The sequence below is a fragment of the Rhodospirillales bacterium genome (assembly GCA_016699855.1).
Taxonomy (GTDB): Bacteria; Pseudomonadota; Alphaproteobacteria; order Reyranellales; family Reyranellaceae.
Window position 1 is genome coordinate 2,344,451 of sequence record CP064988.1, and the last position, 12,513, is coordinate 2,356,963.

Genomic DNA, 12,513 nt, shown 5'->3' on the forward strand with positions numbered 1-12,513 from the left:
GCTCAGTCGTACTTGCGCGCGTCGTCGATCACCTTGCCGTCGTTCGGCAGGCTGCCCGGCGCGACGAACGCCACGCCGCCGCGCACCTTGCACAAGCCCTGGACGCTGGCCTCGACAGCCTTGGCCAGCTCCGGCGAGCCGCCGCCGGCGGCCTCGGCCTTCAGGACCATGACGTCCTGCTTGTCGATCCACTCCACCACGAGGCGCACCTTCAGCAGCTCGGGGTGGCGCTTCTGGACGGCGACCACCTGCTCGGGGTCGACGAACATGCCCTTCACCTTGGTGCGCTGGTCGGCGCGGCCCATCCAGCCCTTGATGCGGGTGTTGGTGCGCCCGCACGGGCTGGTCCCCGCCAGCACCGCCGACAGGTCGCCGGTGCCGAAGCGGACCAGCGGATAGGCCTTGTTGAAGGTCGTGACGACGACCTCTCCGACCTCGCCGTCTGGCACGGGATCGCCGGTGCCCGGACGCACGATCTCGACGATCACGCCCTCGTCGATGATCATGCCCTCGAGCGCCTCGCTCTCGTAGGCGACGCTGCCGAGATCGGCGGTGCCGTAGCCCTGGAGCGCGAAGATGCCGCGGGCGTTGAACTCCTTGCGCAGCGCCGGCGGGAACGCCTCGGCGCCGACCACCGCCTTCTTGATCGACGACACGTCGCGGCCCAGCTCCGCGGCCTTCTCCAGCAGGATGCGCAGGAAGGAGGGCGTGCCGACGTAGGCGGTCGGACGGATCGCCTCGATGGCGTCGAGCTGCAGCTCGGTGTTGCCGACGCCGGCGGGGACCACGGCGCAGCCGATGGCGCGGATCGACGACTCCATCATCATGCCGGCGGGCGTCAGATGGTAGGAGTAGGTGTTGTGCACGATGTCGTCGGCGCGGAAGCCGGCGGCGTACATGCCGCGGGCGCCGCGGAAGAAGTCCTTCTCGTCGGTGTCGATCTCGAAGATCGGCCCCGGCGACATGAACACGTGCCGGATCTGCGACATCGGCACGCCCAGCAGCCCGCCCATCGGCGGCTTGGCCTTCTGCAGCGCGCCCAGCGTCGACTTGCGCAGCACCGGCAGCCGGGCCAGCGCGGCGCGGCTGGTGACGCCGGCCGGATCGACATCCTTGAGATGCTCCGCGAAGAACGGCGAGTTCGCCTTGGCGTGCGCGATCTGCGCCGGCAACGCCGCCATCTGCGCGCGCTCGCGCTCGGCCGGATCCCGGGTCTCGAGGGTGTCGTAGTGCTTCGACATGGCGCGCCTCCCCTGCGCGGACTTCTCCATCGCCGGCGCCACAATCCCAGCGATCCGGCCCCGCGGCAAGCCGTGGTCAGAAGCGCAGGACGCGGATCCACCGGGTGAGGTCGAGCAGGCTCACCAGCGCGGCGGCGACGTAGGTGAGCGCCGCCGCGCGCAGCACGCCGCGGGCGGCGGGGATGTCGGCCGGCGGCAGGTAGCCCTCGCCCTCCAGCACCGGCAGGGCGCGGCCGAAGCTGGCGTCGAACTCGACCGGAAGCGTCGCGAGGTGGACGACCACGCGGCACGCCAGGAGCGCGATCCCCAGCGCGATCTGGCCGATGAACAGCGCCGGCGCGCGCGTGGCGATGGCGACGACCGGCACCAGCACCATGACCACGGCGGCGACCTGCTCGACGCGGATCGCGAACCCCGCCAGACGCTGGCGCCAGTGGAACATCGGCATGCCGGCGGCGTGCTGCAGCGCGTGGCCGACCTCGTGCGCCGCGACGGCGACCGCCGTGACCGAGCGCCCGTCGAAATTGGCGGCGGACAGGCGCACGGCGCGGTCGCGCGAATCGTAGTGGTCGCCGTCGACGACGCGCTCGACCTTCACGTCCGCCAGGCCGGCGCGGTCGAGCAGGTGGCGCGCCAGCTCGCCGCCGGTGCCGGGGAAATCGGGCCGGTCGGCGGCGTTGGCGCGCATGACGCGCCGGACCCAGAGCTGCGGGCCGAACACGACCGCGAGCAGGACCGGGAGGAGGACGACGATCAGCACGCCGCATGCTGCCGCGCCGGCCGCCGGGCGGCAAGCCGCGGCGCGACGGGCGGGCCGCGGCGCTAGAGCCAGCGCTTGCGGCGGCGGTACTGCTTGACGTCCCGGAAGCTCTTGCGGCCGGCCGAGCCGAGGCCGAGGTAGAACTCCTTGACGTCCTCGTTCTCGCGCAGCGCCGCCGCGTCGCCGTCGAGCACGACGCGGCCGTTCTCGAGGATGTAGCCGTAGTGGGCGTAGCGAAGCGCCACGTTGGTGTTCTGCTCGGCCAGCAGGAAGCTGACGCGCTCCTTCTCGTTGAGCGCGCGCACGATCTCGAAGATCTCCTCGACCAGCTGCGGCGCGAGACCCATGGACGGCTCGTCGAGCAGGATGGTGCGCGGGCGGCTCATCAGCGCGCGGCCGATCGCGCACATCTGCTGCTCGCCGCCCGACGTGTAGCCGGCCTGGCTGGAGCGCCGCGTCTTGAGCCGCGGGAAGTAGTGGTAGACCTTCTCCAGGTCGTCGGCGATCTGCTTGCGCTTGCCGCCGTGGATGAAGGCCCCGGTCAGCAGGTTCTCCTCGATCGTGAGGTGGCCGAAGCAGTGCCGCCCCTCCATCACCTGGATCACGCCGCGCCGCACCAGCTCGTTCGAGGTCAGCTGGTCGACGCGTTCGCCGCGGTAGGTGACCGAGCCCTTGGTGACGTCGCCGCGCTCGGTGCGCAGCAGGCAGGAGATCGTCTTGAGCGTCGTCGACTTGCCGGCGCCGTTGGCGCCGAGCAGCGCCACCACGCCGCCCTCGGGCACCGACAGGGACACGCCCTTCAGCACGAGGATGACGTGGTTGTAGATGACCTCGACGTTGGCGACGGCGAGGATCGGCGGCGCGGCGGCGGGGGCCGCGGCGGTGGCGGTCGGGGCGGCGGACATGGTCGGTCGTTTCCGTGGTTGGCCGGTCGGCGCTTCGGCGGGGACCGCGCGGCGGCGCGGGCCCGGCGGAAACCCCCGCGCCCCGGAGGGCGCGGGAGGAACCGGTCGGCGTCAGCCGTCCTTGGAGCAGTCGCGCGGCGTGATCTTCTTCTCGGCCGCGTACTTGGCCGCCGTCTCCTTGACCATCGGCGCCAGGATCTGGTCGTCGCCCTGGTACCAGTCGGAGATCACCTTCCAGGCCTTGCCGTCCCACTGGTGCAGGCGCGAGGCGCGCGCGCCCTCGTGGTCGGCGCAGGTCACCTTGAGCGGCTGCAGCACGCCCTCGAAGCCCAGCGCCTTGATGCGCTCGGCCGTGAGGTTGAGGTTCTCGAGGCCCCAGCGGACCTGCTCGCCGGTCAGCGGCTTGTTGCCGAACTTGGCCTGCGCGGTGCGGATCGCCTCGACGCCGAGCATCGCGTTGATCAGGCCGCGGTTGTAGAGCACGTGGCCGATCTCCTCCGGCTTGGCCTGGCTCTGCCCCTTCGACACGACGAACTTCTCGATGTCGACGTGCACGGCGTACTTGCCGGAGCCGTGCTGCAGCATCAGCGCCTTGTAGCCCGCGCCCTTCTCGCCGGCCGGGATCACGTCGGGCTCGGCGCCCGACCACCACACGCCGATCATCTTGTCGCGCGGGTAGTTGACGTTGCCGGCCTCGGTCACGGAGGTCGAGTTCATCACGCCCCAGCCCCACAGGAGCACGTAGTCCGGCCGCTGCTGGCGGATCTGCAGCCACTGCGACTTCTGCTCGTTGCCGGGATGCGGCACGGGGATCGGCAGGAACTCGAAGCCGAGCCGCTTGCTCATCGCGTCGAGCAGGGCGATCGGCTCCTTGCCGTAGGGCGAGTCGTGGTAGACCAGCGCGATCTTCTTGCCCTTGAGCTTGTCGGCGCCGCCCATCTCCTTGGCGATGTGCTGCATGGCGACGTTGGCCGCCGTCCAGTAGGTGCCGAGCAGCGGGAAGTTCCACTGGAACACCGCGCCGTCGCGCGACTCCGACCGGCCGTAGCCCATCGTGATCAGCGGGATCTTGTCGCCCGGCGCCTTCTCGGTCAGCGCGAAGGTGATGCCGGTCGACAGCGGGCTGACGAACGACGCGCCGGTCGGGCCCTTGCCCTTGAGGCGCTCGTAGCACTCGACGCCGCGGTCGGTGGCGTAGCCGGTCTCGCACTCCTCGAACGTCAGCTTGACGCCGTTGATGCCGCCGTCGCGCTCGTTGATCATCCGCAGGTAGTCGCCCATGCCGTTGGCGAACGGGATGCCGTTCGGCGCGTAGGCGCCGGTGCGGTACACCAGCAGCGGCACGAACTGCTCGTTCTGCGCCGACGCCGGCGCGGCCAACGACGCCGCGCCCGCCACCATGGCTGCGGCGAGCATCCCCAACCTCATCGCTTTACCCATCTCGCTTCCTCCTTTTGCCGGACCGTCGGCGGGCGGCGCCCGCTGGTGTCCGGAAGATAGAGCGCCCGACCACGCACCGCCATCCCGGGCGACCGCGGCGGGCGCGCCGCGGCCCCGGACCGTCCGCGCTCAGTGCGGGAACGGCCACAGGCGCAGCTTCTCCTTGGCGATCGACCACAGCCGCGCGAGCCCGTGCGGCTCGACGATCAGGAAGAACACGATCAGCGCGCCGAACACCATGAACTCGATGTGCGACACGGTCGCGGTGCTGATCGTCCATCCGACCAGGGCGCCGAGCGGCGGCAGCGCCTGGTTGAGGAAGATCGGCAGCACGACCACGAACGCCGCGCCGAGGAAGCTGCCGAGGATCGACCCCAGCCCGCCGATGATGATCATGAACATCAGCTGGAACGAGCGGTCGATGTTGAAGGTCAGCGGCTCCCACGAGCCGAGGTGCACGAACGCCCAGAGCGCGCCGGCGACGCCGATCAGGAACGACGACACAGCGAAGGCGCTGAGCTTGGCGAACATCGGGCGGATGCCGATGATCTCGGCGGCGATGTCCATGTCGCGGATCGCCATCCACTGGCGGCCGATATGGCCGCGCACCAGGTTCTTGGCGGCCAGCGCCAGCGCCACGGTGAAGGTCAGCGCCACCAGGTACTTCGCGGTCGGCGACGACAGGTCGAGGCCGAACGCCTGGAGCGGCGGGGCGTTGACGGAGCCCGACGGCGTGTAGTTGGTGAACCACTTCACGCGCAGGAACGCCCAGTCGAAGAAGAACTGCGCCGCCAGCGTGGCGCAGGCCAGGTAGAAGCCCTTGATGCGCAGGCTGGGGATTCCGAACGCCACCCCGACGGCGGCGGCGGCGAAACCGCTGAGCAGCACGCAGACGAAGGGGTTGAGGAAATCCAGGCGGATCGCGAGGTTGTAGGCGGCGTAGGCGCCGATCGCCATGAAGGCGCCGGAGCCGAGCGACACCTGTCCGCAGTAGCCCATCAGCACGTTGAGGCCGATCGCCGCCAGCGCGAGGATGACGGTCGGGATCAGGATCGCCTTGTACATGTAGTCGGAGGCGAACGCCGGAACCAGCAGGTACGCGGCGGCGACCGCCGCCAGCACCACGGCCTTGTCCTGCAGGATCGGGAAGATCGCCTGGTCGTCGACGTAGGACGTCTTGTACTGGCCGGCTTCGCGGTAGATCACGGCGTTTCCCCCGGCCTCAGACGCGCTCGATGATCTTCTCGCCGAACAGGCCCTGCGGCCTGACCAGCAGGAAGGCGAGCGCCAGCACGTACGCGAACCAGATCTCGATGCCGCCGCCCATCGACGGACCGACGTACACCTCGGCCAGCTTCTCGCCGGCGCCGATGATCAGGCCGCCGATGATGGCGCCGGGCACCGAGGTCAGGCCGCCGAGGATCACCACCGGCAGCGCCTTGAGCGCCACCAGCGACAGCGAGAACTGCACGCCGAGCTTGCTGCCCCAGACCACGCCGGCCACCAGCGCCACCAGCCCGGCGACCAGCCAGACGATGAACCAGATCTGGTTCAGCGGGATGCCGACGGACTGGGCGGCGGCGTGGTCGTCGGCGACCGCGCGCAGCGCGCGTCCGACGCGGGTGCGCTGGAAGAACACCGCCAGCGCGGCCACCAGCAGGCCGGCGATCACGCCCGCCCAGACGTCGAGCTGGTTCACCAGCACGCCGCCGTCGAACACCGCCTCGAGGATGAACATGGGCTCCTTGGGCAGGCCGATGTGGAGCGGATAGACGTCGGAGCCGAACACCGTCTGCGCCAGCCCCTCGATGAAGAAGGTGACGCCGATCGTCGCCATGAACAGGATGATGCCCTCCTGGTTCACGAGCTTGCGCAGCACCAGGCGCTCGACCCCCCACGCGACCACCGCCATGACGGCGCCGGCGAAGGCGAACGCGGCGACCAGCGCCACGCCGAACGGCCAGCCCCACTTGCCCTGCATCACCTCCAGCGACCGGACCAGCGCCAGCGCCGCCGTCAGCACCATCGCGCCCTGCGCGAAGTTGAACACGCCCGACGCCTTGAAGATCAGCACGAAGCCGAGCGCGACCAGCGAGTAGAGGACGCCGGCGAGAAGACCGCCGGTGAGGACCTCGATGAAGAAACCCATCTCCGCGGCCCTCTCAGTGCGTCGTGCCGAGGTAGGCGGCGATCACTTCGGGATCCGCCTTCACCTCCGCGGGCGTGCCGTCGCCGATCTTGCGGCCGTAGTCGAGCACGACGACGCGGTCGGAGATGTCCATCACCACCCCCATGTCGTGCTCGATCAGGCAGATCGTGGTGCCGAACTCCTCGTTGACCTCGAGCACGAAGCGGCACATGTCCTGCTTCTCCTCGATGTTCATGCCGGCCATGGGCTCGTCGAGCAGCAGCAGCTCGGGCTCGGCGGCCAGCGCGCGGCCCAGCTCGACGCGCTTCTGCAGCCCGTAGGGCAGGCGGCCGACCGGCGTCTTGCGCACGTGCTGGATCTCGAGGAAGTCGATGACCCGCTCGACGTGCGCGCGGTGCTCGATCTCCTCGCGCCGGGCGGCGCCGAGATGCAGCGCCTGCGCGAACACGCCGGTCGACATCTTGAGGTTGCGGCCGGTCATGATGTTGTCGAGCGTCGACATGCCCTTGAACAAGGCGATGTTCTGGAACGTCCGCGCGATGCCCTGCGCCGCCGCCTCGTGCGGCTTCATCCGCTCGCGCGTCACGCCCTTGTAGGTGATGCGGCCCTCCTGCGGATGGTAGAAGCCGTTGATGCAGTTGAGCATCGAGGACTTGCCGGCGCCGTTGGGTCCGATGATGGCGCGGACCTCGCCGCGGCGGATGTCGAAGCTGATGCCGGTCAGCGCCTTGACGCCGCCGAACGACAGCGAGATGTCCTCGACCGACAGCAGGACCTCGGTGAAATCGCGCGCGCGCGTCATGGCGTTCAACCCGCCTTGCGCAGCGCCGGCGACGGCGCCACGTCGCGGATCGCCACGTCGCCCTCGACCATGCCCTTGCGGCCGTCCTCGAAGGTGACCTCGGTGCGGATATGGGCGCGGTCGCGGCCGTCGTACAGCGCCTCCATCAGCGCGCCGTAGCGCTCGGCGATGAAGCCGCGCCGGACCTTGCGGGTGCGCGTCAGCTCGCCGTCGTCGGCCTCCAGCAGCTTCGGCAGGATCAGGAAGCGCCGGATCTGGGCCCCGGCCATCTTCGGGTCGGCCGCCAGGTCGCGGTTGACCTGCCCGACCTCGCCCGCGACCAGGTCGAGCACCTCCGGCCGCGCCGCCAGCTCCTGGTAGGACGCGTAGGCGATGTCCTGGCGCTCGGCCCAGTTGCCGACCGCCACGAGGTCGATGTTGATGAAGGCCGTCACGAAGCCCCGGCCGTCGCCGAACGCCACAGCCTCGTTGATGTGCGGGTAGAACTTCAGCTTGTTCTCGATGTACTTCGGCGCGAACAGCGTGCCGTCCGTCAGCTTCCCGACGTCCTTGGCGCGGTCGATGATGCGCAGGTGCCCGGAATCGTCGACGTAGCCGGCGTCGCCCGAATGGACCCAGCCGTCGGCCGTCTTCGTCTCCGCCGTCGCCGCCGGGTTCTTGTAGTACTCGAGGAACACGCCGGGTCCGCGGAACAGGATCTCGCCGTTGTCGGCCACCTTGATCTCGACCTGCGGCGCCGGCTTGCCGACGGTCTCCAGCCGGACGTCGCCGTTGGGATGCATCGTCACGAACACGCTGGCCTCGGTCTGGCCGTAGAGCTGCTTCATGTTGATGCCGAGCGAGCGGTAGAAATTGAAGATGTCCGGCCCCACCGCCTCGCCGGCGGTGTAGGCGACGCGCACCCGCGACATCCCCAGCGTGTTGCGCAGCGGGCCGACCACCAGCCATCCGCCCAGCGCGTGGAGCAGGCGGTCGCCCAGCGGCACGGGCCGGCCGTCCAGCAACGCGCCGCCGACCCGGCGCGCGACCTCCATGAAGTACGCGAACATCCGCCGCTTGAGGGCGCCGGCGTCCTCCATGCGGATCATCATGGAAGTCAGCATGCTCTCGAGCACGCGCGGCGGGGCGAAATAGTAGGTGGGTCCGATCTCGCGCAGGTCGGTCTGGACCGTCTCCGCCGATTCCGGGCAGTTCACCGTGAAGCCGACGACGTGGCCCTGGGCGTAGGAGAAGATGTGGTCGCCGACCCACGCCATCGGCAGGTAGCTCAGGATCTCGTCGGTGTCGCGCAGGCCGTCGAACTCGGCGGCGTTGGCGGCGCTGATCCGGAGGTTGTCGAAGCTCAGCACGACGCCCTTGGGACGGCCGGTCGTGCCCGAGGTGTAGAGCATCACGGCGGCGTCGCCGCCGGCCCCCTTGGCGATCTCGGCGTCGAGGAAACCCGGCTTGTCGCGCTCGAGCGCCCGGCCCTTGTCCTGGACGGCCGCGTAGGAGTGGAGGCCCTCGTAGTCGCGCAGGCCGCGCGGATCCTCGTAGATCAGGGTGGCGAGCGCCGGCACCGAGTCGCGGATCTCGAGCAGCTTGTCGATCTGCTCCTGGTTCTCGGCCAGCGCGAAGCGGGCGTCGGCGTTCTCCACGACGTAGGCCATCTCGGTCGCGACCGCGTCCTGGTATACGGGCACCGGGATGCCGCCGAGCATCTGGGCCGCGTCCATCGCCCAGTAGAGCCGCGGACGGTTGTCGCCGACGATGACCAGCTTGTCGCCGCGGCCGAACCCCAACGCCGCCAGACCGGCGGCGAACGCGCGCGTTTCCGCCAGCATCCGCGACCAGGTGTAGGTCTGCCAGATGCCGTATTCCTTTTCGCGATAGGCGGGCCGCCCGCCGCGATCACGCGCGTTGCGTGCCAGCAGCTTCGGAAAAGTGTCGGCGGTCTCCGGGCCCCCGTGAGCCATACGTCCTCCCAATGACGTCGTCGTCGCGTCGTTGGCGTCGCGGCCATCTTACGGGCCGTCGAACGCATCGCGCGTTTTTGTGCGTTGCAGCAATGCTTTAAGACGGCGTTTGGTAGCGGGTCGCCTCCGGGTGGTCAAGCGCGCGCCCTGCGACAAATCGTAGAGGCGGGCGCCGGGCCGCCGCCCGGATCCGCCGGCCCGCGAACATCGTTCGCGGCGACGCGTCGGATGGGGTAGCGTGCCGGCGGACTTTGGCCGGCTTCGCCGGGGCGGACGTCCACATGGGCCGTCGGGGAGACCGGACGAAAATTGGTGGAAGGCCCGATGAAGCGTCGCGTCGCGTTCACTCGACTCGCGGCCGCCATCGTGTGCGTCGATGGCGCGGGACGCGCGCGCGGCGCTCGCCCAGCGACCCGCGCGCATCGGCGCGATCCACTGGGAATCCGCCGACGCGACGTACCGCATGGTCGAACTGCGCGACGGATTGCTGCCGCTCGGCTACGTCGAGGGGCGCAACATCGAGATCCTGTGGCGCTGGGCGGGGACCAGCCGCGCGCGCGCCCGCCAGGCGGCCGAGGAGCTCGAGGCGGCGGGCGTGTCGCTGATCTACGCGCACTCGACGCCGACCGTGCACGCCGTCAAGGAGGCCGCGCACCGGACGCCCGTGGTGATCACGGCCGCGGACGTGCTGGCGACCGGCATCGTCGGCAACCTGACACGGCCCGGCGGCCTGATCACGGGGGTGACCACGATCGGCCCCGAGCTCGCCCCGAAGCGCCTGCAGATACTGAAGGACGTGCTGCCCCGGATCCGGCGGGTGGGCTTCCTCGCCTCCTCGGTGGACCCGAACGGCGAGACCTTCGTGCGCGAGACCCTGGCCGCCGGCGCGAGCGTCGGCGTGGCGGTCGTCCCCGTGCGCGTGCGCGGCGCCGAGGAATTCCCCGACGCGCTCGAACGCATGCGCGCGGCGGGCGCCGAGGCCGTCATCCTCCAGACGCTGTTCCTCGGCGTCGCGCGGCGCTTCATCGACGCCGCGATGGTCCACAAGATACCCTGCGTCGGCGACCAGCCCGGCTTCGTCGACGCCGGCGCGCTGCTCGCCTTCGGCGCCGACCGCGCCGCGCTCAACCTCCGGATCGGCGTGTACATCGACCGCATCCTCAAAGGCGCGGCGCACGGCGATCTGCCGATCGAGCAGCCGTCGAAGTTCCGCCTGGTCGTCAACATGAAGGCCGCCCGCGCGCTCGGACTGACCGTGCCGCCCTCTGTGCTGGAACTCGCCGACGAGGTGGTCGAATGAGGCGGCGCGGACTGCTCTCGGCGCTGGCCGGCGGGCTTCTCGCGACGCCGGCCGGCGCCCGGACGGGCGGACCGCGCCGCGTCGGCGTGCTGATGATGAACGAGACGCTGTTCGACGCGGCGCTGCTGCGCAAGGCGATGGCCGAGCGCGGCCTGGTCGAGGGTGTGGCGTTCATCGTCGACTTCCGGTCGGCGGACGGCGACACGAACCGCCTCGACGCGCTGGCGCGCGAGCTGGTCGCCGCCAAGGTCGACGCCATCGTCGCGTGGCAGACGCCGCCGGCGGTCGCCGCCCGGCGCGCGACGAGCGGCGTTCCGATCGTGATGTCGGCCGGCGACCCGGTCGGCAACGGTCTGGTGGCCAGTTTGGCGCGGCCCGGCGGCAACGTGACGGGCATCGACGCCTCGACGGCGGAGCTCGGCGGCAAGCGCCTGGAGCTGCTGCGCGAATTGCTGCCGGCGGCGCGGCGGATCGGCGTCATGACCAATCCGCCGGACCCGTTCGCGGTCCCTTTCGTACGCCAGATCGAGGCCGCGGCGCCGCGTATCGGACTCGCGGTCGAGGTCGTCGGCGTGGACGACGCCGGCGCGCTCGACGGGCTCGTCCGGTCGATGGTCGAACGGCGGATCGACGCCGCGATCGTGCAGCCCAGCCTGCCCGTGAAACGCATCGCCGAGCTGGCGCTGGCGCACCGCCTGCCGGCGATGTCGGACAACCGCGTCTTCGCGCACAGCGGCGGATTGCTCGCCTACGGCTCGAATCTCGCCGAGCGCTACCGCCTGGTCGCGACCTATCTCGACCGGATATTCAAGGGCGCCAACCCGGCCGACCTGCCGGTGATGCGCCCGACGCAGTTCGACCTGCTCGTCAACCTGCGGACCGCGAAGGCGCTGGGGATCGAGGTCCCGTCGGCGTTCCTGCAGCGCGCCGACGAGGTGATCGAATGAGGCGGCGGGCCGTCCTCGCCGGCGGTGGAGCGCTCGCCACGACCGGCGCGGCGCGGGCCCAGCGTCCCGCGCGCCCCTTCCGGATCGGCTATCTCGGCGCCGGCGGTCCCGGCGAGACGGCGTTCGCGTTGTTCGGCGCCGGACTGGGCCGGATCGGCTGGGTGGAGGGGCGCGACTACGTCCTGCGGACGCGCTTCGCGAACAGCGACACGTCGCGGCTGCCGGCGCTGCTCGATCCGCTGCTGGGCGAGGGGATCGACGTGCTCGTGGCCATCGGCGCGGCGACGCGGGTGGTGCCGGTCGCGGAACGCGCCGTGCCGGTCGTGTTCTCGTTCAGCGGCGATCCGGTCGTGGCCGGCTACGTGCGCAGCCTCGCGCGCCCCGGCGGCAACGCCACCGGCAACTCGCAGCTGATGTGGGAGCTCGTGGGCAAGCGGCTGGAGCTGCTGCGGGAGATCGCGCCGGACGCGCGCCGGACGCTGGTGGTGCAGAGCCCGGACCACCCCGGCGAGACCGAGGAGCGCAGCCGCACGCAAGGCGCCGGCGCGCAGCTCGGCCTGGAGCTGATGGTCCGGCCGGTGCGCGACCGCGCCGCGCTGGAGGCCGCGCTGGCCGAGGGCGAGGCGGCGCGCTGCGATTCGATGCTCTGCTTCAACGACTCGGTCACGCTGCCCAACCGGCACCTGATCGCCGACCAGGCGCGCCGCATGCGCGTGCCGAGCGTGTTCCCGCGGCGCGATTTCTGCGAGGTCGGCGGCCTCGCCAGCTTCGGTCCGAACTACCCGGCGCTGGTCGCCCGGCTCGCCGTGTTCGTGGAGCGCATCGCCGGTGGCGCGCGCGCCGGCGACATCCCGGTCGAGTGGCCGACGGTGATCGAGACGGTCGCCAACAAGCGGACCGCCGACGCGATCGGCCGCGCCCTGCCCGCCATCGTCCTCGCCCGCGCCGACGAGGTGATCGAATGAGGCGGCGGCTCATGCTCGGCGCGGCAGGCGCTCTCGCCGCGCCGCTCGC

At 70.8% G+C, this 12,513-nt stretch carries 11 protein-coding genes; 3 read left to right on the forward strand and 8 right to left on the reverse strand.

All coding sequences use genetic code 11. The features are described 5' to 3' along the window. Positions 1-2: 2 nt before the first annotated feature. The 8 genes from IPK81_10975 to IPK81_11010 all read right to left on the reverse strand — a co-directional run bounded on the left by IPK81_10975 (position 3) and on the right by IPK81_11010 (position 9,252). A complete protein-coding gene (locus IPK81_10975) occupies positions 3-1,241 on the reverse strand; it encodes an AMP-binding protein (GenBank protein ID QQS14627.1) in 1,239 nt (412 codons plus the stop codon). Between the two features lie 76 nt (positions 1,242-1,317). Then, positions 1,318-2,001: a zinc metallopeptidase gene (locus tag IPK81_10980; protein QQS14628.1), complete on the reverse strand. Its 684-nt coding sequence runs from the start codon at positions 1,999-2,001 to the stop codon at positions 1,318-1,320. A gap of 62 nt (positions 2,002-2,063) precedes the next feature. Then, positions 2,064-2,906 carry an ABC transporter ATP-binding protein gene (locus tag IPK81_10985; protein QQS14629.1) on the reverse strand — a complete coding sequence of 281 codons (843 nt, stop codon included), beginning with the start codon at positions 2,904-2,906 and terminating at the stop codon, positions 2,064-2,066. A gap of 111 nt (positions 2,907-3,017) precedes the next feature. Next, entirely contained in the window at positions 3,018-4,334 is a 1,317-nt protein-coding gene (locus IPK81_10990; protein ID QQS15057.1) for an ABC transporter substrate-binding protein, read from the reverse strand. A gap of 141 nt (positions 4,335-4,475) precedes the next feature. Then, positions 4,476-5,552 (reverse strand): branched-chain amino acid ABC transporter permease, encoded by a 1,077-nt coding sequence (locus tag IPK81_10995; protein ID QQS14630.1) that lies wholly within the window; start codon positions 5,550-5,552, stop codon positions 4,476-4,478. Between the two features lie 16 nt (positions 5,553-5,568). After that, complete coding sequence (locus IPK81_11000; GenBank protein QQS14631.1) at positions 5,569-6,495, reverse strand: branched-chain amino acid ABC transporter permease; 927 nt, start codon at positions 6,493-6,495, stop codon at positions 5,569-5,571. Positions 6,496-6,508: 13 nt separating this feature from the next. Next, positions 6,509-7,297: an ABC transporter ATP-binding protein gene (locus IPK81_11005; protein QQS14632.1), complete on the reverse strand. Its 789-nt coding sequence runs from the start codon at positions 7,295-7,297 to the stop codon at positions 6,509-6,511. Positions 7,298-7,302: 5 nt separating this feature from the next. Continuing rightward, positions 7,303-9,252, reverse strand: coding sequence for an AMP-binding protein (locus tag IPK81_11010; protein QQS14633.1), 1,950 nt, complete (start codon positions 9,250-9,252; stop codon positions 7,303-7,305). Between the two features lie 376 nt (positions 9,253-9,628). Here IPK81_11010 and IPK81_11015 point away from each other — a divergent pair, with 376 nt between their 5' ends. Genes IPK81_11015 through IPK81_11025 form a run of 3 tightly spaced genes read left to right on the forward strand, consistent with a single transcriptional unit; the run spans position 9,629 to position 12,464 of the window. Continuing rightward, positions 9,629-10,552 (forward strand): ABC transporter substrate-binding protein, encoded by a 924-nt coding sequence (locus IPK81_11015; GenBank protein ID QQS14634.1) that lies wholly within the window; start codon positions 9,629-9,631, stop codon positions 10,550-10,552. Continuing rightward, positions 10,549-11,499 carry an ABC transporter substrate-binding protein gene (locus IPK81_11020; protein ID QQS14635.1) on the forward strand — a complete coding sequence of 317 codons (951 nt, stop codon included), beginning with the start codon at positions 10,549-10,551 and terminating at the stop codon, positions 11,497-11,499. The genes IPK81_11015 and IPK81_11020 overlap by 4 nt, the downstream gene beginning before the upstream one ends. Further along, positions 11,496-12,464, forward strand: coding sequence for an ABC transporter substrate-binding protein (locus IPK81_11025; GenBank protein ID QQS14636.1), 969 nt, complete (start codon positions 11,496-11,498; stop codon positions 12,462-12,464). The genes IPK81_11020 and IPK81_11025 overlap by 4 nt, the downstream gene beginning before the upstream one ends. Positions 12,465-12,513 lie beyond the last annotated feature (49 nt).